The following is a 23,695-nucleotide window of genomic DNA, read 5'->3' as shown; positions in this document are numbered from 1 at the left end:
CTTTATTACATCATCACGACATCAAAACGTTCCTGACTGTAAAGAGGCTCAGTCTGAACTTTAACTTGCTTCCCAACAAAGATTTCAACTTCTGCAAGAGCGTGTGACTCATCCCCTTTAAGGACATCTACCACCGCTTGAGAGGCATAAACCAAGAACCTATCGGCATCTATCGTGCGGTGCACGCGAACTATTTCACGTAAAATTTCATAACATACTGTTTCGACTGATTTAACGGTTCCACGTCCTTGGCAAGTCGGACAGTCATCGCATAACACATGTTCTAAGCTTTCTCTTGTGCGCTTGCGCGTCATTTCGACTAAACCTAGCTGCGAAAAACCATTAATGGTTGTTTTGACTTTATCTTTACTCAATGCCTGCTCTAATGATGCTAGCACACGGCGACGATGCTCTGGGTCAGCCATGTCAATAAAATCAATAATAATAATACCGCCTAAGTTGCGTAAACGCAGCTGCCTTGCTATCGCTTGAGTGGCTTCGATATTAGTGTTGAAGATGGTTTCTTCAAGGTTACGATGCCCAACAAATGCCCCTGTATTGATATCAATAGTCGTCATGGCTTCAGTTTGATCGATAATCAAGTAACCACCTGATTTCAATTCCACTTTTCGATCCATTGCTCGCTGAATTTCGTTTTCAACGTCAAACAAGTCAAATATCGGCTGATTTCCCTGATAGAGTTCGAGCTTAGCTGTCATTTCTGGCACATACTCTTCGATAAACTCTTGTAATTGAGTATAGGTCAAACGAGAATCAACACGAATGCGGTCAAGATGAGCGCCTGCAAAATCACGGATAATACGGAAGGCAAGCGCTAATTCACCATAAATTTTTGTGCGAGTCACATTACGTTTTTTTCGCTCAATCACTTTCGCCCACAGGCGCTTTAAGAATGCAGCATCCTGTTTAACTTCCTCTTCCCCGACCCCTTCTGCTGCCGTACGGATGATAAAACCGCCATTTTCATCACAATACTGTGAAACACAGGCTTTTAAGCGTTCTCTTTCATCTTCACTTTCAATACGTTGTGAAACGCCAACATGGGAAGCCCCTGGCATAAAGACCAAATAGCGAGAAGGAAGAGTAATGTCCGTAGTAAGGCGAGCGCCTTTAGTACCAAGAGGGTCCTTAACGACTTGGACGATTAAATCTTGTCCTTGCTTAACCAGCTCTGCAATATCCCTGACATGAAAGTTTTTCTGCTCATCACCCGCAATACATTCCGTGTGAGGCATAATATCAGACGCGTGCAAAAAAGCCGCTTTATCTAGACCAATATCAACAAAGGCCGCCTGCATTCCTGGTAAGACGCGGCTCACACGGCCTTTGTAAATATTCCCTACTAGCCCTCTTTTCGCTTCTCGTTCAACATGAATTTCTTGTAATATCCCACCATCAATATAAGCAACGCGCGTTTCAGATGGTGTAATGTTCACTAATAGTTCCGCTGTCATGACTTCCCCTTACCATCACTTAACGCTAAAAATCGCTGAATTAGCTCGTCTGTTTCAACCAGTGGTAAACCAACAACCCCATGATAGCTGCCATTAATTTTACGTATAAAACGCCCACCAATTCCTTGTATTCCATAAGCGCCTGCCTTATCCATTGGCTCACCTGACTGTATATAATCCTGTATTTCGAGCAAAGATAACTCGCGGAATGTCACATCTGTCACAATTAGTGACTGCATCGTCTGTTGACGACTGGATAAGGCAATCGCCGTCATGACTTGATGGGTTCTTCCCGATAATGCACTTAGCATCGCTTCTGCGTGCTGGCTATCTTGCGGTTTCTCTAAAATTTTACCTGCGAGAACAACGATAGTATCAGCGCCCAAAACAGGCTGATTATCGGGTGCTATCGCAACACCAGCTAAAGATTTATCTCGTGCAAGACGCTGAACATAGTCTTGAGGCGTCTCCCCCTCTTGCCACTGTTCTTCTACCTCTGGACGCAAAATTTCAAAGGTATAATTAAGTTGCTGAACAAGTTCACGTCGACGGGGTGAACCGGACGCAAGATAAATTAAACACATAAACTGAATTCCCAGTCAAACCGACAACTAGCACTCTAACATACTGAAAATTGCCGGCGAATTTTACGTAAAAGCAAAAATAGCCATGGCCATAGAATACCATTCACTAAGCTATTCCAAAATACTTGCGGATGGAATAATACTTGTGATGATAGAAATTCAGCCCAAAAAACAGCAAGATCTTGAATGATAGTAAGCAACATAATCACCAACGCTTGCTGCCACAACGCCATATTGCGCAACAGCTGGTGCTTATAAGAGACGAGATAACAAATAATACTAAAAGAGAGAGCATGCACTCCTAGTGCGGAGCCCTGAATGGAATCAACGATAATCCCTAAGATAAAGCTTGTGCCAACACTCACTCGGTGTGGTAACGCCATCACCCAATAAGTGAGAATCAACAGAAGCCATGATGGTCGGTAAAAACTGAGTTGCTCCGGCCAAGGCATGACTTGTAAAATCAATGCAATAAAAAATGATAACCAAATAATGGCACGGCCATTTCCACGATACTCATCCATGCTAATTTACTCTCTTGCCCATAACCATACTGTGTTTCCTCTACTTATGGTTGTGACGTCGGAGCCATTGATGGTGGCAATGGAGGCCCCTGAATTTCATTCGGGTTAGGTAATACTTGCGGCAACACTTTCATTAAGCGTTCATTTGCTGCACGATAAACTTCCGAAGGCTGTAGTGGCGTTTTAGGATCGTTATCATTTCCCCATAATAACAGCAGGTAACGTAAACGTTGTAATTCAGCGCTCGGCTTCGCGCTTATGATCGTATAAGCTCGTTGTGTGTCATGTTTTACGGCTGATACCACCCCAACTGGATACCCTTCAGGGAAACGCCCCCCTAACCCCGATGTGACAAGGACATCACCAACACGAATATCGGTATTTTCAGGTAACGGTTCTAATTGTAGATCATCGGCACACCCAGAACCCGCCGCAATAACACGTACATCATTACGTAATACTTGTACAGGTAAGGCATGGGCAGTATCACAAATTAACAAGACACGACTATTAAAGTTACTCACCCCAACCACTTGGCCAACAACGCCTTTATCACTAATAACGGGCTGCCCTTCATACACCCCTTCGTTACTGCCCTTGTCTATAACCACTTGGTCGCGATAGGGTGTATTTGCCCCTGAAATCACTTGCGTTACCATCATGTGTTCATCTTGACGAAGTGGCGAGCCAAGCAACTCCCTTAAGCGCGCATTCTCCTGCTTAAGTTGCTCTAAAAGCAAGTTATCCGCTTTTTTCAGTAATAACTCTTGGCGTAACGCTTTGTTTTCAAATTGCAGTTGGTCCCTTGAAGAGAAACTTTCAGAGATATTATCTAGGAATTGGCGTGGGCCATTCGCTAAAAAATAGAATGGGCTAACCGCCGTGTCTAAGTAGTTACGGACTTTATTGAAAGGCTCGAAACGATGGTCAATCACCACCAGTACAAGTGCAATGATTACCGCAAAAAAAATGCGTAACTGTAGGGATGGACCTCGCCTAAAAATTGGCTTCATGTGTGGCTAAGTTTCGCTAATGTCAGAGGAACAAAAAATAGTCAAAACAGTTGGAGAACCGTCTCCAACTGTTTCTAAAAGGCCATTTAGTCTTCGCTAAACAGGTCACCACCGTGCATATCGATCATTTCTAACGCTTTACCGCCACCACGAGCGACACAAGTTAGAGGATCTTCAGCAACGATAACAGGGATACCCGTTTCTTCCATCAATAGGCGATCTAAATTACGAAGAAGCGCGCCACCACCTGTTAAGACCATACCGCGTTCTGAGATATCTGAGGCCAATTCAGGAGGACACTGTTCAAGTGCTAACATGACTGCACTGACAATTCCTGTAAGCGGTTCTTGCAGTGCTTCTAAAATTTCATTTGAATTCATCTTAAATCCGCGAGGCACACCTTCTGCAAGGTTACGACCGCGAACTTCAATCTCGTAGACTTCATCTGTCGGGAATGCAGAGCCAATCCCATGTTTGATGCGCTCGGCTGTCGCTTCACCGATTAGTGAGCCATAATTACGGCGTACATAGTTAATGATGGACTCATCGAAACGGTCACCACCAATACGTACAGATGAAGAGTAAACAACGCCATTTAGAGAAATAACAGCGACTTCTGTTGTACCGCCACCGATATCAACAACCATTGAACCCGTCGCTTCTGATACAGGCAACCCAGCACCAATCGCCGCAGCCATCGGTTCTTCAATTAAGAAGACTTCACGCGCACCTGCACTTAATGCTGACTCACGAATGGCTTTACGCTCAACTTGTGTTGCACCAACAGGAACACAAACAAGCACTCGCGGGCTTGGGCGTAAAAAACTGTTGCTATGAACTTGTTTGATGAAGTGTTGTAACATTTTCTCTGTCAGGAAAAAGTCAGCGATAACACCGTCTTTCATTGGCCTGATTGCCGAAATATTACCTGGTGTACGTCCCAGCATCTGCTTCGCTTCACCACCGACAGCAGCAACGCTTTTTGGCGATCCAGAGCGGTCTTGACGAATAGCAACTACAGAGGGTTCATTTAATTTTACGCCTTGTCCTTTGACATAAATAAGGGTATTGGCCGTACCCAAGTCAATAGACAGGTCATTAGAAAACATGCCACGAAATTTTTTAAACATAACGAAAGAGTTATCCTGCAAGCTGGGGACGAATTTAAACCCGTCTACTCTACCAACCACTTGAAGCGGTCTCAAGGCGTTAATGAGCTGCTTCTACAAATATGGTTAATTCATCTATTTTTCACGTACCGTACTGTACATGCTTCTTATATAAACGAAGCAGATAAAAACCCCAAAAACAGAGATTAATTGCATTTTTACCGACAGGATAAAATTATACAAAAAAATTTCTACTCTTTGGTTGTTATATACTCCATCTTTTTCTTCCCAGTGTGACAAGCTATTGGGGCAACAAGTTCAAATATTATTTAGTTCTTTTTATTATTGCTACACACTGGCTATTTCCAATACAAATTGGGTGAATTCGCTGAGTGTTCGCTCTATTATCTACCAGAAACGCGGCAAATTTATGTCAATATACAAAATGAATCCGTCAGGATGCGATATTTTGCATGATAAAAGCCTATTTATGCCAGAAAAAAATAAATTTTTACAAATTAATTACAATATTAATAGCTTAAATACTGTTACTACGTCAATGAAATGCACTCAAATTTTAGTAATTTTCAAAATACATATTTAATCATTATATAGGAGTGAAAGATGAAAGCTCTCGTCCTACAACAAACTGACGAAAAAATCGTCTCTGGCATTCAACCATTAACTACAGAAATGCTTCCAGCCGGAGATATTGTAGTCGATATTCATTGGTCCACACTCAATTATAAAGATGGATTAGCCATTTGTGGAAAAGCAGGTGTTGTTCGCCAATATCCAATGGTACCCGGTATCGACTTTTCAGGCGTGATCCATCACAGTGAAGACCCGCGCTTCCAAGTTGGCCAACATGTGCTACTCACTGGATGGGGAGTTGGTGAAACGCATTGGGGAGGCTTAGCCTCTCAAGCCAGAGTCCCGGCCAAATACTTAACACCCCTGCCAGAAAATTTATCTTTAAAGCAAGCAATGATAATTGGCACTGCCGGCTTTACCGCTATGCTCTGCATAAACGCCTTAGAAGACGCAGGTGTGACACCAGATAAAGGTGAAATCATTGTTAGTGGAGCAAGTGGTGGTGTTGGCAGCACCGCTGTGCAAATACTTGCGTTATTAGGTTATGACGTTGTCGCGATTTCAGGTCGAGCAGAAAACAGTAATTACCTAAAAAGTTTAGGTGCCAAGAGGGTATTACCTCGTAGTGATTTCACTCATCCCGCTAAACCATTAGACAAACAGCTGTGGGCCGGTGCAATTGATACTGTAGGCGGTGAGTTACTCGCCAATCTTCTTGCACAAACACATTATAATGGTGCGGTTGCTGCCTGTGGCTTAGCCGGTGGTTTCGATTTACCGACCAGTGTCATGCCATTTATTTTACGTAATGTTCGGTTACAAGGTGTCGATTCCGTTTACTACCCTGCTGCAAATCGTCCTAAAGTATGGCAACGGCTCACGGAACTTCTCCCATCTTCTTTCTATGAGCAAGTCAGCAATGAGATCACGTTAGAAGATTCTGTCGGATATGCAAAAAAACTCTTAAAAAATGAAGTGACTGGGCGTACGCTTGTTAACCTGCGAGGCTAATCACCAATTTGTCGCGGTACTTTCGCCTAAATAGGGATTACCGCACATTTTCCAAAATAAATTCGGGTATTTTCTCTGATAAGACCAGTATTTTGCTGCTATATGTCACGAAATAATTATAATGACGAACCTTGTCAGTAGAAAATCCATTTATTTTTATGATAAAAGATGACAAACGCTTAGCATCGCGTTATGTTGTCGGGCTATTGATAATATCGTCGGAGTTAGCAGCATAATGGCAGAAGATATTCACATTTTACTCTTGAATGGGCCAAACCTAAACCTGCTAGGTACACGGGAACCCGATAAATACGGCAACCAAACTCTTGCCGATATCGTATCCAACCTTGGGGCAGAGGCTAGTCAACTAGGGGTAAAACTGAGTCATTTTCAGTCAAACGCAGAATTTGAACTCATCGATAAAATTCATGCTGCACGTCATGATGTTGATTTTATTCTCATCAATCCGGCTGCGTTCACACATACCAGTGTTGCACTACGTGATGCATTACTCGCGGTGAGTATCCCGTTTATCGAGATCCACCTGTCTAATGTGCACGCTAGGGAATCATTTCGCCAACATTCTTATTTCTCCGATAAAGCAATCGGTGTAATTTGTGGTCTAGGTGCTGATGGTTATAGTTTTGCTTTACAGGCAGCGGTTAACCGTCTGCGCCTAATTAATTCAATCCAAATATAAGAGTACGGAATCATATCCATGGATATTCGTAAAATTAAAAAGCTGATCGAGCTGGTCGAAGAGTCTGGCATTTCTGAACTGGAAATTTCTGAAGGTGAAGAGTCAGTACGTATCAGCCGCGTTTCACCTGCTTCTCAGGTTATGGCTGCACCTCAACAATATTACTCAGCACCGGTTGCACAGCAACCTGCTCTGGCTAATGCGGTTGCACCATCTGAAGCGATGGTAGCGCCAGCTGCACCTGCAGCAGTTGCAGGTCACCAGGTTCGCTCACCAATGGTCGGTACTTTCTACCGCGCGCCAAGCCCAGAAGCGAAATCATTCGTTGAAGTTGGCCAAACGGTCAGCGTTGGTGACCCACTTTGCATCGTTGAAGCGATGAAAATGATGAACCAAATCGAAGCAGATAAAGCAGGCGTTGTTAAAGCCATTCTGTTGCAAAACGGTGATGCAGTAGAATTTGACGAGCCATTAGTTGTCATCGAATAACGAGGCGTTTCCATGCTGGAAAAAATTGTTATCGCTAACCGTGGCGAAATCGCATTACGTATTTTGCGTGCCTGTAAAGAACTCGGCATCAAAACAGTAGCGGTTCACTCTACGGCAGATAGCGATCTAAAACACGTGTTACTGGCTGATGAAACAATTTGTATCGGCCCAGCAGCATCAGCAAAAAGTTACTTAAATATCCCTGCGATTATTTCCGCAGCGGAGATTTCAGGTGCTCAAGCGATTCACCCAGGATATGGTTTCTTGGCTGAAAACGCAGATTTCGCAGAACAAGTTGAAAACTCTGGTTTTGTTTTTATCGGTCCAAAAGCTGAAACCATCCGCCTAATGGGTGATAAAGTTTCTGCGATTAACGCGATGAAAAAAGCTGGCGTACCTTGCGTTCCGGGTTCTGATGGCCCATTAGGGAACGACACTGAAAAAAATAAAGCCATCGCGAAACGTATCGGCTTCCCTGTCATCATCAAAGCATCTGGTGGTGGTGGTGGTCGTGGTATGCGTGTGGTACGCAATGAGAAAGATTTAGAATCTTCTATCAACTTGACGCGTGCTGAAGCGAAATCCGCTTTTAATAATGATATGGTTTACATGGAGAAATTCCTTGAAAACCCACGTCATATTGAAATTCAAGTCATGGCTGATGGCCAAGGCCATGCGGTTTACTTAGCTGAGCGTGACTGTTCAATGCAACGTCGCCACCAAAAAGTGGTTGAAGAAGCACCAGCTCCAGGCATTACGCCGGAAATTCGCCGTAATATCGGTGAACGCTGTGCTAATGCATGTATTGAAATCGGTTATCGCGGCGCAGGTACCTTCGAATTTTTATTCGAAAACGGTGAGTTCTACTTCATTGAAATGAATACCCGTATTCAAGTTGAACACCCAGTCACTGAAATGATCACGGGTGTAGACTTGATTAAAGAGCAACTGCGTGTTGCCTCTGGGTTACCATTATCTGTGAAGCAAGAAGATATCGTGGTACATGGTCATGCTGTTGAGTGTCGTATCAACGCAGAAGACCCGAATACCTTCATCCCAAGTCCAGGTAAAATCACCCGTTTCCACTCACCAGGTGGTTTTGGTGTACGTTGGGAATCTCATATTTACGCAGGCTACACTGTACCTCCGTATTATGACTCAATGATTGGTAAATTAATTACTTATGGTGAAACTCGTGAAATCGCTATTTCTCGTATGAAAAATGCATTAAACGAATTAATCGTCGATGGTATTAAAACCAATATTGAATTGCACCAAATGATTATGAGCGATGAAAACTTCCAAAAAGGTGGCACTAATATCCACTATTTAGAGAAAAAACTGGGGATTGCTGAATAAGTCAGCGATAACCTGTTTGGCTCATCGTCAATCGATACCGTAACGCGCTGCGTTGCGGTATTTTTTTGTGTTAAATACGCTTTATTGCACTTTTCTTCTGGTATTTTTCACACTCAGCCTACGGATTATCGTACAATTGCTGATTATTTTTTTATGGGAATGAAGGGGAAGAACGGGTGGATAAACGTTTTCTTCAATCAAATAAAGAAGCACGCTGGTCATTTTATTTGACTATCGCCTATCTAATTGGCTGGGTTATTAGTGCCTACCTACCGGACAACACGCTTGGAGTTACAGGACTACCACTGTGGTTTGAATGGTCTTGTCTCATCTTACCCATCATTTTTATTTTGCTCTGCATAATGATGGTTAAACTGATTTTTAAAGACATTTCTCTGGAGGAGAATGATGCAGATTGAAGTTCTCCTGCCTCTCGTCGGCTACCTAGCTCTCGTTTTTTTGCTATCCATTTATGCATATAAAAAACGAACAAAAGGCGAGTTCTTAAATGAATACTTTTTAGGTAATCGTTCAATGGGCGGCTTTGTCCTTGCGATGACCATCACAGCGACTTATATCAGTGCGAGTTCATTTATTGGTGGGCCAGGTGCTGCCTATAAATATGGCCTAGGTTGGGTGCTATTGGCGATGATCCAACTGCCTGCGATTTGGCTTTCCCTCGGCGTGCTAGGTAAAAAATTTGCTATTTTGGCGCGTCGCTATAATGCCGTTACGCTTAACGATATGCTGTATGCACGCTATCAAAGCCGGTTTTTAGTATGGTTTGCCAGTGTCAGCCTGCTCATTGCCTTTTTTGGCGCCATGACGGTGCAATTTATTGGTGGGGCGCGCCTATTAGAAACCGCAGCAGGTATTCCATATACTTATGGGTTAATGATTTTTGGGGTATCCATCGCACTCTACACCGCAATTGGCGGGTTTAGGGCCAGTGTCCTAAATGATGCGCTACAAGGGCTTGTAATGCTTTTAGGTACGGTGATCCTGTTAGTCGCGATTATTTACCATGCAGGTGGTTTACCTGCCGCGATAGAAAAAATGCATAGCATAGACCCTAAATTGGTATCGCCTGAAGGTGCAGATGACATTTTAAGCGGGCCATTTTTAGCTTCGTTTTGGGTTTTAGTCTGTTTTGGGGTGATTGGTTTACCTCACACCGCAGTACGTTGTATTTCATATAAAGACAGTAAAGCGGTTCACCGTGGAATTATCTTAGGAACGATCGTCATGGCCATGCTGATGTTTGGCATGCACTTTGCGGGGGCACTCGGTCGCGCAATTTTACCTGACCTGACGATCCCAGACCAAGTGATCCCAACTTTGATGGTGCAAGTGCTGCCACCTTTCGCAGCAGGGATTTTCCTAGCGGCACCAATGGCTGCGATCATGTCGACGATCAACGCACAACTACTGCAATCTTCGGCAACCATCGTAAAAGATATCTATCTAAATACCGTGCCAACACAAATCAAAAATGAAAAGCGTCTTGCGCGCATCTCTAGCCTTTCCACTTTGGTCTTAGGTGCATTGCTTTTAGTTGCAGCATGGAATCCGCCTCAGATGATTATCTGGCTGAATTTACTGGCTTTTGGTGGTTTAGAAGCTGTTTTCTTGTGGCCATTAGTCCTCGGGCTATATTGGGAAAAAGCCAATGGAACAGGCGCTATCAGTGGGATGGTCGTCGGAGGCGTCAGTTATGCCATACTGGCTAGCTTTAAAATTGAGATCATGGGTTTCCATGCCATCGTTCCCTCACTGGTTTTTAGCCTTGTGGCTTTCTTAGTGGGTAACCTTTTCGGTAAAAATCCCGTACAATCGACGCCAATTGAGCAGGTAACTAGCACGCACTAACGCCTATTATAGGCAAGTGATTTTGCTCAACCTGATATAAACGAATAAATAGAGAAAAAATAATGCCTTGGATCCAAATTAAAATTAACTCCACCGCTCAACAGGCAGAAGCGCTTGGCGATGAACTGATAGAAACAGGGGCGGTATCCGTCACTTTTCAAGACAGCCACGACACGCCCGTTTTTGAGCCGCTTCCGGGGGAAACCCGCCTTTGGGGTGATACCGATGTCATTGGCCTATATGACGCAGAAACCGACATGAAAATTGTCGTTGCTCAACTAGAAAATAGTCCTCTATTGAGTGCAGGTTTTATCCATAAAATCGAACAATTAGAAGACAAAGATTGGGAAAGAGAATGGATGGATAATTTTCATCCAATGCGCTTTGGGGAACGTTTGTGGATCTGCCCAAGTTGGCGCGATGTGCCCGACCCGACCGCAGTCAATGTAATGTTAGATCCTGGCCTTGCTTTTGGTACTGGTACGCATCCAACGACCTCATTGTGTCTTCAATGGCTAGACAGTCTTGATCTCGAAGGTAAAACCGTGATCGACTTTGGTTGTGGATCCGGTATTTTAGCGATTGCTGCCTTAAAATTAGGTGCTGCTCACGCGATTGGGATCGACATCGACCCTCAGGCTATCACTGCAAGCCGCGATAATGCGCAGCGTAACGGTGTTTCAGAGCGTTTATCTCTATACCTACCAAAAGACCAGCCTGATGACTTACAAGCTGATGTCGTGGTTGCTAACATCCTTGCTGGCCCATTGCGTGAACTCGCCCCTATGATTAGCGTTCTACCTCGTCCGGGTGGGTTATTAGGACTTTCTGGCGTGCTCGCCACTCAAGCAGAAGGAGTGGCTGATGCTTATCGTTCCACTTTTGAAATCGACCCTGTTGCTGAAAAAGAAGAATGGTGCCGGATTACGGGTGTCAAGCATTTTTAGTGAGTTTTTTTATTAAAATTAGAGAATAATTTCTTTGAAAACAACGCCAGAATAGATTATCTTATAGCTCAAATATTGCTCAATAGCTGGCGATAATCTGTTCTGCACGAGATTTGAACAGCACAACCGTTATTTTAATAAATCGTTATAGGATGAACTTAACTATTTGTTAAATATAACTAATTTTATTTTTGCAAAAATGCAAGATAAAAAAATTAGTGATAAATAACCGTTTGCTCAAAGTTTGTCCTTTCATATCTCGTAAAAAATGCGTAATATACGCGCCCTTGCAGTCACAGTATGGCCCCCATTTAGTTATGCGAATCGGACAATATCAGTTGAGAAACTGTCTTATTGCTGCCCCCATGGCAGGCATTACAGATAAGCCGTTTAGGTCGCTCTGTTATGACATGGGTGCTGGGATGACAGTATCAGAGATGCTTTCTTCTAATCCTCAAGTTTGGAAGACCGACAAATCTAGACTTAGAATGGTTCATCGCGATGAACTTGGGGTTCGTTCCGTGCAAATAGCTGGCAATGATCCCGATGAAATGGCTGCCGCGGCTCAAATTAACGTTGAGAGTGGCGCTCAAATCATTGATATCAACATGGGCTGTCCAGCTAAAAAAGTGAATCGTAAGCTTGCAGGCTCTGCACTGCTACGCTACCCAGAAATCGTGAAATCGATTCTTGAAGGTGTCGTCAAAGCAGTGGATGTGCCAGTTACCCTTAAGATCCGCACAGGCTGGTCACCTGAAGAGCGAAACTGCATAGAGATTGCCAAATTGGCCGAAGATTGCGGCATTCAAGCTCTCACTATTCATGGCAGAACTAGAGCCTGTCTGTTTAATGGGGAAGCTGAATACGACAACATTCGGGCAGTTAAGCAGACTGTTACCATTCCGGTTATTGCCAATGGCGACATTACTGACCCGCTAAAAGCCAGGGCTGTTTTAGACTACACAGGGGCGGATGCCTTGATGGTAGGCAGAGCGGCTCAGGGAAGACCTTGGATCTTCCGGGAAATCCAGCATTATCTGGACACAGGTGAAATATTGCCACCAATGCCAGTGGCAGAGGTAAGGCGTATTATGCTAGCGCATGTACAGGAATTGCACGACTTTTACGGTCAAGGCAAAGGAGCCCGTATAGCGCGCAAACATGTTTCTTGGTATTTAAAAGAACATGCACCTGATGACCAGTTTCGGCGCTCATTCAACACCATTGAGGATGCCAGCGAACAGCTGGAGGTGTTGGAGGCATTTTTTGAAAATTTTTGCGTAAATAAAGATAAGAGCTGACAGAACTATGTTCGAACAACGCGTAAATTCTGACGTACTAACCGTTGCTACTGTAAATTCACAAGATCAAGTAACTCAAAAACCGTTACGTGACTCAGTTAAGCAAGCACTGAAGAACTATTTTGCTCAATTAAATAATCAAGATGTTAATGATTTATATGAGCTGGTATTGGCTGAAGTAGAACAGCCTTTGTTGGACATGGTTATGCAATATACCCGTGGAAACCAGACCCGTGCAGCCCTGATGATGGGTATCAACCGCGGAACTCTGCGTAAGAAACTGAAAAAATACGGCATGAACTAATCCTAGTCGGTTAATGCAGTGTTTTTGTGAGCCCTCACTGTAACGCAGTGAGGGCTTTTTATTTGCAAAAATAATGGCTGGTTGCCAAAATAATGTGCTAGGCCATTTGGGTGGATAAACTGAACTGCTGAACAGCTTGTTGTAATTCTTGCGTTTGCTCCGCTAATGAACTGGCCGCTGTAGCCACTTGCTCAACTAAAGCCGCATTTTGCTGCGTAACACCGTCCATCTGTGTAATAGCGACCCCAACTTGGGCTATCCCTTTGCTCTGCTCTTCTGAAGCCACCGTGATTTGCGCCATAATTGCAGTCACTTCATTGACTCCCTGTAAAATATGCTCCATCGTTTTCCCCATCTCATTCACCAACCCCGTTCCTTTTTGTACGCAAGTTCCTGAATCTGCGATAAGCCGTTCAATTTCCATCGCAGCTTCCGCACTGTGGCTCGCTAACTTGCGTACTTCTGCAGCGACTACCATAAAGCCGCGTCCATGCACACCAGCACGAGCGGCTTCGATGGAAGCATTGAGCGCCAAAATATTAGTTTGGAAACTAATATCGTTAATCATGTTGATAATATCAGCGATTTTCTGTGAGCTTTGAGAGATTTCAGTCATGGTCACGACAACCGAATCAACAATGCTATTCCCTTTATTAGCGGCCACAAACGCTTCGCCTACAAGTTGATTAGCTTGATGTGTGTTTTCCATATTCAGTTGAACTGCTGCGGTAATTTCCTCCATACTCGCAGCTGTCTCTTCCAAAGCAGCGGCCTGCTCTTCTGTTCGTGATGAAAGGTCGCTATTACCATTTGAAATCTCACTTGCTCCCAGATAAATATTTTCACTTCCTTGCCGGATTGAATTGACCGATTCACTTAAGTCTTTTCTCATCCCTTCAAGTATTGGAAACAATTTTCCTACACAACTATTTCCGAATGGCTGTATAGGATGGCTTAAATCGCCTTTGGCGATATCGATAAAATGCTGCCTTAATAAGCCTAATGGTTTTTGCATCATCTCTGCCATATAGCGATCCGTAAAAATGAGCATGAAGATCCCTAATATTGCCGTGATAATCATAACCATTCGCGTAATATCCATCACGTTATCAACATGATTTCGAGCTTGGCTAATCAACTCTTCTGCAGTTTGGTTGAATTTTTGAATTGATGCACCAAACGTTCGGCTCAATGCAGGAGTGACATTGTGGGCGTGAGATAAATATTTATTGGTATCACTTTCCATACTAAGGGTTAATTGAGGTTTTACCCCATCATCAAGTAGTGCTTGCCAGTTATTAATTACCTGTTCTGCTATTTCAGGCGTCATTGGCCCAGGGGAAATCAATTTCATCTGCTCTAAATATTTTTCCATATTGGACATCGCTTCTTTGACTGGGCCATAATCCACCGTTTTCCCTTCACTTTTACTTTCCATTACTCGGGTTAACCGAGTGACAAAACGAAAATATTGGTCATTTCCCTGACTAATTACCGTCATTTGCTGCACTAATTGTCTATCGATGTCATTTCCATCTGCGATACGTGATAGTGACCAACCACTGTATACATTCGTTCCCCCCAAGATCAGGCACAAAATACTTAATAATACGAAGACCACAGTGCGGATTGAGTAATTTCGAAGTTTCTGCATAGAATTTCTCTTTCGCTGGGATAAAATAAGGATATTTAACTTTATCGGCACTATAGAGGAATATTTTAACCACTGTATTTGATTGATTTTTACCCAAAATAAGTAAAAACACTTATATTTCAAAAGGGTTACTATTTGATTTTGGAAATCAAAGAATAATAAAAATTTGAGATTAATATGAGGAATTTGAAGTAGATCGCTAAATGCAAACATCCAACCTGGGTAAATGAACCATCCTTATCGCTATTATCACACCTAACCTAGTGCAAAAATTGCTACCCACTCAATTAGACACTCCGATAAGTCAACAGCTTATTTTCACTTAAATCAAATAATTAGCTACAGAATAAATTTGTTTAAATTAATTGATCTTGAAACTAACAATAATATAATAAGATTGATTATCATTTGCATTATCATTACAAAAGGCAAGCCTACTCCAATGAAAAACATTTCCTCCGTTGGAAACAATATGGTTAAATTTAAGCCAAGTTTTATTTGTTTCATTATTTTATCAACACTTTCTTTTACGACACATGCAGCCAATAAAGAACTTGAATCACCACAACTTCAAGAAACAACTGATGCTATTGAGCTACAAGATAGTTATGCACGACCTGACTATGTTGAAATAGAACGTTTACGAGACACCAAACAAATTATTGTTATTTCAAAAGAAGATATTCAAGGCAAAGGAAACCGCACAATCTCTGATGTGCTTAAATCCGTTCCTGGTATTAGTGTCGATACCTCTGGACAAGGTAATATTGACTTGCGGGGACAAGGGGCTGAAACCTCACAACGTAACCTACAAGTATTACTTGATGGGGCTCCAATTACCACATTAGCAAATCACCCTTATACCACTAACTACGATATTATTCCCGTTGAACAACTTGAGCGTATTGAGATCATTCCCGGTGGTGGAAGCGTTATTTACGGCTCAGGGACTGCCGGTGGCGTCATTAATATCACTTCAAATCTGAGAAGTATGGCTGATCCAAAAACAAGTGTTTTATCTGAATGGAACTCAGAAGGATATCGCTTAAATGCCAATTTGGGCGCTCGGGTTAATGATAAGTTTTCAATTTTAGGTACTGCCAGTAAACTAAATCGTGATCTTTACTATAAAGATACCTACCGTAATTCAGAATATTATTCATTAGGTGGAAGATGGGATCTTACCCCAGATCAAAGCCTCATGTTACGAGGAAGTCATCTCACTGAAAGTTCTCAATACGTGAAAACGCTCACATCACGTAATATCAAAAAGTATGGTAAAGACTACGTTCCACCAGACAAAACCGTCACTGTCGGTATTGATGAGAATGGTAAACTAATTAAAAAAACAATCAGCGGTTATCTGATCGGTGACCGCGAAGTCGATAGCTATAATTTAAGTTACCAAAATGCACTTACTGAAAAACTCAATTTTGCTACAGATGTTTTCTACACTGATGGTTTTTATACTAATAATGCCAACTGGGAACAAAAAGTTAATCAAAAAAGCCATGGAACAAAAATCAAATTAGATATCGGCTATCTCGATGATAGCAATCTACTTTTTGGCGTAGATTATGCAAAACAAAAGGCTTCTATTCATTATATTGGGAGCTATAAAAAAGACAGTAAAGGCCGATATTATGGGGTTCCTCATAATTTTGATTATGATAAAACAACAAAGGCAATTTATGTCCTTAACAGCCTAAAATCAGATCAATTTGTATTTACTCAAGGGTTGAGACGTGAATTGTCGGAATGGTCATTTGATAAAAGTGGCACAGTAAATGGGTCTGGTACTTCAGACCGTTGGAATACCGCAGCTGAACTTTCTCTTGCTTACCTTTATCGCGATACTGGCCGAATTTATGGGCGATACGAACGAGGCTACACCCTTCCCGATGGCTTGCAAATCAGCGACCAATCTGTCGTCAATGGTGAGAAAATTTACACTCCCACTAAGGCCGAAGATGAAAAATATGACTTATTTGAAGTCGGTTTAAGAGACAAATTAGCGTTTAGTACTGTCAATGTCACGTTCTGGACATCCAATACGAATAACCAGCTAAATCGTATTTATCTCACTAGCGTCAATGATGCGAAGACAATGAACTTGTTAAAAACTCGTCGCTGGGGAGCTGATGTTGACTTCCAACAGACACTCGGTGATTTCACTTTCCAAGAATCCTATTCATGGCTCAGAGGGCGTTCTGATTATAACAACCATGGCCGTCAGTTTTTGGAAGAAAACGGCAAAAATACCATTGATTACACAAAAAGTGGTTTAACTAAAGTGCCAGAGCACTCTGTTAAGCTAAAAGTAAAATACGACTTCACCGAAGATTTATCGGGAGATATTCAGTACACCTATTACGGTTCGTACAATAATTTCCTTTCTGATGCCAATAAAGAGGAAGATGGCGTTGTTAAATCACGTGAGCTCATTGACCTCAGTGTTCGTTACACACCAATTGAACATATCGAATTATATGGTGGCGTCACTAACTTAATGAATAAAACTTACTACGACTATGTTACTGCAGGTTATGGTTCATTGATTCCTGGAAATGAGCGCTCATTCTTCGCAGGTATTAAAGCTACCTACTGATTTAAACAGGAAACGTTTCAGTGACTATACACCCGTTTTTTCGTTATAAACTTGCTTTAGCGCTGTCACTCGTTATCCATATCATTGTCATTATGTTTATCGCCCTACAAATAGGTAGGGCGGTACCTATAGTGGAAGGGACGGAAACGATAACTTTATCTCTAGGGGGAGCAATGGGCTCTTCAGGGGGCACAGGAGAACAAAGTAGTAAGAGACAAGCGCAATTACAAGAAGTTGTATCAGAATCCCCCTCGAAGGCTGAAGCTGCTTCCCAACAGAAGCAGGTTAGCAAGTCTCAACCGAATGAAAGTAAAATACCTTCAAAAGCTCAACTTAAAAATTCATTGATTCCAGTGAATGTTCCCGTTGATAACACGATTGAATCGCCTTTACTCACGCAAAAAACAAAAGTAAATACAAAACCGGAAATCAGTCAGTCTGTACAAGGAAAAAAACAAGAAAAGCAAAGTAAATTACTGAACAATAACTCTCGAAATAACACAGAAAATCAACTTATTGCTAATAAGATAAGCCATGAGATGCAACAAGGCTCACAAGAAACGGCTAAAGAAATGCCATCTAATTTAACTGATGAAAATCATTCTTCCGCAAACCCATCCGCTTCAGAGAGTAATCAAAGTGGTAAAGGGAATAATATATTATCTGGTAATAGCCAATTTTCGGATAATGGTGATGGAAGTTATACTGCACTCGGTTCGAGTGGTATTTCCTATACAATTTTACAGGATGCAACCCCTAAGTATCCGAAAGAGGCTCGCTCCTTAGGTTATACAAAAGTGGTTAAAGTACAACTCCGGCTATTAGTTGGATTAGATGGTCAAATTGAGTCCGTTGAAATACTAAATAATAAAATTCCTGATTTAGGTTTTAAAGAAGAAGCGGTTAAAGCGATTAAAAAAATGGTCTTTAAGCCCATTGTTTATCAAGGACAAAATATTAAAATGTATTTTAAAAAAACCGTCATCTTTCAATATTAGCCACAAACCATCGTATCGTTGGATAGGAAAAAAGGTACAGCGAACCCTCACTGTACCTTTGCAGTTATTTTACAGCCTGTGTTTTGAAAAATTAACGGTATATCGGTAACAAATTAAACTGCGCTAACAATTGGCAAATAATGCCGACGACTCCAAAGGCGATAACGGCATAAATTAACCCTTTTCCGCCCCACACTTTGAATCTAGAATCAGGAAAACGTTCTCTTACTTTTAATGCCATAACAGCAGGGCAAATAATTGCCCAGATACATGCAGCCATACCTGCATAAGCTATAGCGATTAAAAAACCATTTGGGAATAACATGCAAAGAATAAGTGGTGGCAAGAAGCATAATAATGCAGATTTCATTCTACCCGATGGGTTGTCCTTAAAATTCAACGAAGCAAGAATATAATCAAATAACCCAATTGCGACGCCTAAGAATGAACAAAATACAGCACTAATAGAGAACCACAGTAAGAATGTTGCGATGTTTTTGCTATTGAGTACTGCATATAGTGATTCAATAAATGCATCTAAATTACCACCTTTATTGATAATAGTTAAAAACTCAGGTCTAGGTAGGTTTCCCATCGTTCCTAATATCCATAGAAAATAGAGAACCAATGCCAAAACACAACCAATAATACAGCTCTTAACAACCTTTCTTTCATTCTCATGGTATAACTTATATAAGCTACAAACGTTACCATGATAACCAAAAGATGTGATTGCATAGGGAATAATAATAAAAACAAATGGTAGTAATGATGCTTGCCCACCTTCTACTGGTGAGGTTAACAGTAAGTCTGTTTTAACAATAAGAAATAGTCCAGAAAAAGCCAGTACAAACAAAATTATTTTGATAAATAAAAATAGTGATGTTAAACGACTTGCCCCGATACCACTCCACCAAATACTCGCGCCTAAGATTAAGGTGAATAAAATAAATATCAATCTTAGATTTATGCTGTATCCGTAAATGGCAGCGGCTTCTTTAATAACTGAACCTGCTGCAGATATATAGGCATATATTAATATATAAAGTACAAATATTAATGCTATATTGGCAATGTAACATGCCCATTTTGGTAATAGTTCTTTAGATATAAAAAAGTAATTCGTTCCTGAACCATATTTTGATATACATTCTAGAATATATATTCCAGAGTGAAACATAAAAAAGCAAACAATTAATAAAATAACTACAGAGTTAATAAACCAAGCTCCTGCCATAATAGTAGGCAAACTAAACATTCCTGCCCCTATCATGGCACCGCCTAGCACAAAACCCCCTACCATTATGGAGGGTTCTTTCTTGGCTGCCGAATTATTCATGGTGTTTACCTTAAGAATAAGGATGAGGTTCCCGCATTGCACGGGAACCATAAGAACAACCTATTATTTAATTGGTTTTAATCTCGCAGTAAAGTGTCTTAATACTGGCGGTTCATATTCGAAGTCTAGCCCTTTTAGGGTTGCAAATTTATCTTTTAAGCCAATCAGAGCATCTGCAATGTAATCCATGTGGTCATTGGTATAAACCCGTCTCGCAATCGTTAATCGCATAAACTCCATATCAGCATGTTTTTGTTTACCCGTTTCAGGATCACGGCCTAATAAGAATGAACCAATTTCAACCGCACGAACACCTGATTCTAAATAAAGTGCGTTAATTACCGCTTGAGCTGGGAACTGATCACCTGGAATATGTGGAACAAGTTTCTTACAGTCAACAAATACCGCATGACCGCCTGTAGGATACTGAATTGAAATACCACCTTCACGTAAACGGTCACCTAAATATTTAACTTGGCCAATACGATAATGCAGATATTCTTCTCCAGCCCCTTCTTCAAGCCCCTGTACCATTGCTGCCATATCACGCCCTGCAAGACCACCATAAGTCACGAAGCCTTCCATTGGTACGCAACGCTGTCTTGCTAAGGTAAAGATTTTTTCGTCATTTTTAATACTGACTAACCCACCAATATTTAATAATGGGTCTTTTTTCGCTGACATTGTTAATGCATCAGCATATTTATACATATCGAGAATGATTTCTTTGATAGTAGAATTTTTATATTTAGGATCACGTTCTTTAATAAAATACGCATTTTCACAGAAGCGCGCAGAGTCCATAACAACAAAAATATTATGTTGTTTTGCAATTTCATAAACTTCTTTTAGGTTAGCCATAGATACTGGCTGACCGCCCGCACTATTACAAGTTACTGTAGAAACGATAGCCACAACGTTTTCTGCACCATGCTTTGCAATATTATCTTTTAATTTTTGAATATCAAAGTTACCTTTCCAGTCATCATAAGTATCCGAGTCATAGGCTTTTTCGGTAACAATATTAATTGCTTTACAACCGTTTAATTCAACGTGCGCTGCGGTTGTATCAAAGTGGAAGTTAGAAATAAATACAGGTTTTTTCGCGCCGCCTTGTTCCTGTTTAACTTTCAATAATACAGGGAACAACATATTTTCAGCACCGCGACCTTGGTGAGCAGGAATGATATAATCATAGTCAAACATCTCTTTCACTTTATCTTTTAAATCATAATAGTTACGAGATCCTGCATATGCTTCATCACCGGTGATCATTGCTGCCCACTGGTGGTCACTCATCGCATTGGTGCCTGAGTCAGTTAATAAATCAATATAAACCGCACTACTTGGCAGTAAAAATGGGTTATATCCAGCTTCTTTTAGCGCTGCTTCGCGTTCTTCTCTTGATGGAATACGGATATTTTCTACCATTTTAATACGGAATGGTTCTACAATTCTTTTAGCCATGATAATACCTTTAATTTTTCATTAAATAATAAATATTAGAGATTTAACCTATAATGAAATAAGTTAAAAAAACTTTAAGGAAAGAAAAAAGAAAGGTTATTTATTTGGAAAGAAGAAGGCTAAGGAAATATCAATATTGAACCATTTCTTCATATAGAAGAAATACCTTGATATAAGTGATTCGTTTAACAAGAACATACTATGACTCCTATCAACGAGGAATTAGTACAACCGACTGCTATTATATATATAACAGTTGTATTACCAAAGTAATCGCCATTGTCATAATATTGTACCTATATCACACTATTCTTGATATAGGCCAGAACAACTTGACTCAAATCACAGTATTAATCTCTATATCAAATTAAGAATTTAATATGATGATTTTTCGCTTAATCACACCAATTAAGATATGCATAAATAATGTAATTAGATAATTAGACAGGTTAATTTAACTTAAATTTATTTCAACTTAAGTTAAATGGGTAAAATATTTTTTATTTTACCCATTATTCAATCAATTAATAATTACTGAGCATCTTTGCCATATTTAGGTGATCTAGGCCCATATAAGATACCATTAGGCTTACCTGCAGATAATAACCTGACACTTGTTATACCCGCAATTGCATAGCTTTTGTCCGTCATTGTATCTACGATTTGGTTAACAACCGCTGAAACTAATGCTCCAATAATACCATTTGAGGAAGAATTATTTTCAGCACTCGATGCCGTCGCGGAGCCACTCCATAATAATGTCCCTGTTCTGGCATCAACCAATTTCGCATCCGCGGTGACACGAGTGTCACTAGAAATGACCTGATAACTTGTACCATACTCAGTAATATTCAAATAAAGTACTGCATCAGTACCAAAAATTTCGCGCAATTTTGCAGGTGGAACAGCCTGAATATCGCCCGCATTTGTTATCCCATTTTGCTTAAATGTTTCTTCAACAACAGCAACAGGGAAAACATAATAACCCGCTTCAGCTAAAGGAAGCGTCGTTTGTGATAATAATCCATGACTGGCTTGTACTTCTGGTGAGCTATTTTGTGGTAACAGCACCAGAATACTTTTGGGCTTACTTTGATTAAATGCCGTGTAATCAACTTTCGTTGGCTGAGCACACCCCGTTAATAACCATGTCATTATCAATCCACAGACTATAAGTAAATGTTTCATTTTACTTTTCCTTTATTCTTCATGAGAAAATCCATGTAAGCCGCAGATTCTGGATACAATGCTTTTTCTGCAGTAAATTCTTGCATTGCAAGATCAATCGCTCCGGTTGTTGAATACAATAACCCTAAATGCGCATGCAGCCCCGGTGGAGTTGCCAAACCATTTGCTTTACTCATTTCCAAATTCTTTTTCAAAGCTTGAATTTGTTCTTGAGGGCCAGTTTCTGTTTGTTGGTAATATTGGTAAACCGTTGTTTGATAACCGTCCCAGTGATATAGCGGTTTTGGTTCATTAGCACAGCCATTTAATAAAATAGTACCGGCTAAAACAGCCAATAATTTAATTTTCATGTTATTCCCTTATTTAGCTGGCTGCCATGCACCACTTTCAATTCCAGAAACTAAGTTATTTACAGCTTCCCTAATTGCTAAATCTAATACTTTGCCATTTAAAGTTGAGTCATAACTGGCTGTGCCACCAAAACCAATCACTTCCCTATTTGATAATTCATATTCACCAGCACCTTGTGAAGAAAATACCACTTCAGATGTTTGAACATTAACAACGTTTAAATTAACTTTGGCATAAGCGACTTGTGATTTTCCACGCCCTAAAATACCGAATAATTGGCGATCTCCTACTTCTTTTCGCCCAAATTCAGTCACATCACCAGTAATCACGTAAGTTGCACCTTTTAACTGTTGCGATTGGCCTTTAATTCCAGCTTCTTCTTTAAGTTCTTGCATATTTGCACGGTCTAATACATTAAAACGCCCCGTTTGCTGCAAATGTGTCATCAAAATAGTTTTAGATTGATTACCTAAGCGATCAACGCCATCAGAGAAAATGCCATTCATATAACTAGAACGATTATCAAATTTCCCTATTGATATTGGGCTTTTAGGACCTGAATATTGCGTGTTATATGTTGCAACTTTTTCTACGGCTAAGGAACGAGAAGATTCTTTAGCACAACCGGTTAATAATGCACTTGCAATAAAAATTGATGCAATGCTGATTTTGGATATATTCATTTAGCTATCTCAATTAAAAGAAAATTAGAATTAGAATTAATTTTTGCATTGTTATTTTGCATTAAATGAAAAACCGAATCTAGTCAAGATTACTTATTTTTTATCTTATATTTAGTTTTACTTTCAAT

General features: G+C 40.8%; 22 protein-coding genes. 11 read left to right on the top strand and 11 right to left on the bottom strand.

The window, feature by feature from the left end:
- Positions 1–5: 5 nt before the first annotated feature.
- The 5 genes from rng to PR800_RS02610 form a co-directional block, all read right to left on the bottom strand.
- Entirely contained in the window at positions 6–1,475 is a 1,470-nt protein-coding gene (rng, locus tag PR800_RS02630) for a ribonuclease G (protein WP_102137946.1), read from the bottom strand.
- Positions 1,472–2,059 (bottom strand): Maf family protein, encoded by a 588-nt coding sequence (locus tag PR800_RS02625; protein ID WP_102137947.1) that lies wholly within the window; start codon positions 2,057–2,059, stop codon positions 1,472–1,474. Before PR800_RS02625 ends, rng begins: the two co-directional genes overlap by 4 nt.
- 35 nt (positions 2,060–2,094) lie before the next feature.
- Positions 2,095–2,583 (bottom strand): rod shape-determining protein MreD, encoded by a 489-nt coding sequence (mreD, locus tag PR800_RS02620; protein ID WP_004258382.1) that lies wholly within the window; start codon positions 2,581–2,583, stop codon positions 2,095–2,097.
- A 44-nt stretch (positions 2,584–2,627) separates the two neighbouring features.
- The gene (gene mreC / locus PR800_RS02615; protein ID WP_102137948.1) at positions 2,628–3,596 is read right to left on the bottom strand and encodes a rod shape-determining protein MreC; all 969 of its coding nucleotides are present in this window, start codon (positions 3,594–3,596) and stop codon (positions 2,628–2,630) included.
- Positions 3,597–3,682: 86 nt separating this feature from the next.
- Entirely contained in the window at positions 3,683–4,726 is a 1,044-nt protein-coding gene (locus PR800_RS02610; RefSeq protein ID WP_004908213.1) for a rod shape-determining protein, read from the bottom strand.
- Positions 4,727–5,329: 603 nt separating this feature from the next.
- On the opposite strand from PR800_RS02610, the gene acuI reads away from it, so the two are divergent.
- The 9 genes from acuI to fis all read left to right on the top strand — a co-directional run bounded on the left by acuI (position 5,330) and on the right by fis (position 13,279).
- Complete coding sequence (gene acuI, locus PR800_RS02605) at positions 5,330–6,310, top strand: acrylyl-CoA reductase (NADPH) (RefSeq protein ID WP_210843482.1); 981 nt, start codon at positions 5,330–5,332, stop codon at positions 6,308–6,310.
- 235 nt (positions 6,311–6,545) lie between these two features.
- Entirely contained in the window at positions 6,546–7,010 is a 465-nt protein-coding gene (aroQ, locus tag PR800_RS02600; RefSeq protein ID WP_102137950.1) for a type II 3-dehydroquinate dehydratase, read from the top strand.
- A gap of 18 nt (positions 7,011–7,028) precedes the next feature.
- A complete protein-coding gene (accB, locus tag PR800_RS02595; protein WP_102137951.1) occupies positions 7,029–7,499 on the top strand; it encodes an acetyl-CoA carboxylase biotin carboxyl carrier protein in 471 nt (156 codons plus the stop codon).
- Positions 7,500–7,511: 12 nt separating this feature from the next.
- Positions 7,512–8,858 carry an acetyl-CoA carboxylase biotin carboxylase subunit gene (accC, locus tag PR800_RS02590; RefSeq protein WP_102137952.1) on the top strand — a complete coding sequence of 449 codons (1,347 nt, stop codon included), beginning with the start codon at positions 7,512–7,514 and terminating at the stop codon, positions 8,856–8,858.
- 176 nt (positions 8,859–9,034) lie between these two features.
- Positions 9,035–9,277, top strand: coding sequence for a DUF997 family protein (locus PR800_RS02585; protein WP_102137953.1), 243 nt, complete (start codon positions 9,035–9,037; stop codon positions 9,275–9,277).
- The gene (gene panF, locus PR800_RS02580) at positions 9,267–10,727 is read left to right on the top strand and encodes a sodium/pantothenate symporter (protein ID WP_102137954.1); all 1,461 of its coding nucleotides are present in this window, start codon (positions 9,267–9,269) and stop codon (positions 10,725–10,727) included. Before PR800_RS02585 ends, panF begins: the two co-directional genes overlap by 11 nt.
- 62 nt (positions 10,728–10,789) lie before the next feature.
- Positions 10,790–11,674 (top strand): 50S ribosomal protein L11 methyltransferase, encoded by an 885-nt coding sequence (prmA, locus tag PR800_RS02575; protein WP_102137955.1) that lies wholly within the window; start codon positions 10,790–10,792, stop codon positions 11,672–11,674.
- 317 nt (positions 11,675–11,991) lie between these two features.
- On the top strand, positions 11,992–12,975 hold the full coding sequence (gene dusB / locus PR800_RS02570) for a tRNA dihydrouridine synthase DusB (protein WP_102137956.1): 984 nt from the start codon (positions 11,992–11,994) through the stop codon (positions 12,973–12,975).
- 7 nt (positions 12,976–12,982) lie between these two features.
- Positions 12,983–13,279, top strand: a complete 297-nt coding sequence (gene fis / locus PR800_RS02565; RefSeq protein ID WP_004258438.1) for a DNA-binding transcriptional regulator Fis — start codon at positions 12,983–12,985, stop codon at positions 13,277–13,279.
- Between the two features lie 97 nt (positions 13,280–13,376).
- Here fis and PR800_RS02560 read toward each other — a convergent pair whose 3' ends face one another.
- Positions 13,377–14,933, bottom strand: coding sequence for a methyl-accepting chemotaxis protein (locus tag PR800_RS02560; RefSeq protein WP_166264301.1), 1,557 nt, complete (start codon positions 14,931–14,933; stop codon positions 13,377–13,379).
- 472 nt (positions 14,934–15,405) lie between these two features.
- Here PR800_RS02560 and PR800_RS02555 point away from each other — a divergent pair, with 472 nt between their 5' ends.
- Together PR800_RS02555 and PR800_RS02550 are read left to right on the top strand one after the other, a co-directional pair.
- Complete coding sequence (locus tag PR800_RS02555; RefSeq protein ID WP_229597481.1) at positions 15,406–17,541, top strand: TonB-dependent receptor; 2,136 nt, start codon at positions 15,406–15,408, stop codon at positions 17,539–17,541.
- Positions 17,542–17,714: 173 nt separating this feature from the next.
- The gene (locus PR800_RS02550; protein WP_168222869.1) at positions 17,715–18,539 is read left to right on the top strand and encodes an energy transducer TonB; all 825 of its coding nucleotides are present in this window, start codon (positions 17,715–17,717) and stop codon (positions 18,537–18,539) included.
- A 91-nt stretch (positions 18,540–18,630) separates the two neighbouring features.
- Here PR800_RS02550 and PR800_RS02545 read toward each other — a convergent pair whose 3' ends face one another.
- The 5 genes from PR800_RS02545 to PR800_RS02525 form a co-directional block, all read right to left on the bottom strand.
- Positions 18,631–19,878, bottom strand: a complete 1,248-nt coding sequence (locus tag PR800_RS02545) for an aromatic amino acid transporter (protein WP_102137960.1) — start codon at positions 19,876–19,878, stop codon at positions 18,631–18,633.
- Positions 19,879–19,941: 63 nt separating this feature from the next.
- A complete protein-coding gene (locus PR800_RS02540) occupies positions 19,942–21,345 on the bottom strand; it encodes a tryptophanase (protein ID WP_102137961.1) in 1,404 nt (467 codons plus the stop codon).
- Positions 21,346–21,876: 531 nt separating this feature from the next.
- Positions 21,877–22,533 (bottom strand): DUF799 domain-containing protein, encoded by a 657-nt coding sequence (locus tag PR800_RS02535; RefSeq protein WP_102137962.1) that lies wholly within the window; start codon positions 22,531–22,533, stop codon positions 21,877–21,879.
- Positions 22,530–22,883: a DUF4810 domain-containing protein gene (locus PR800_RS02530; RefSeq protein WP_102137963.1), complete on the bottom strand. Its 354-nt coding sequence runs from the start codon at positions 22,881–22,883 to the stop codon at positions 22,530–22,532. The genes PR800_RS02535 and PR800_RS02530 overlap by 4 nt, the downstream gene beginning before the upstream one ends.
- Before the next feature lie 9 nt (positions 22,884–22,892).
- Positions 22,893–23,567: a CsgG/HfaB family protein gene (locus PR800_RS02525; RefSeq protein WP_102137964.1), complete on the bottom strand. Its 675-nt coding sequence runs from the start codon at positions 23,565–23,567 to the stop codon at positions 22,893–22,895.
- Between the last annotated feature and the right edge of the window lie 128 nt (positions 23,568–23,695).

The organism is Providencia sp. PROV205 (assembly GCF_028479505.1).
GTDB classification, from domain to species: domain Bacteria; phylum Pseudomonadota; class Gammaproteobacteria; order Enterobacterales; family Enterobacteriaceae; genus Providencia; species Providencia huaxiensis.
Note: the sequence above shows the minus strand (reverse complement) of the source record. Positions and strands in the feature narration are given on the sequence as shown.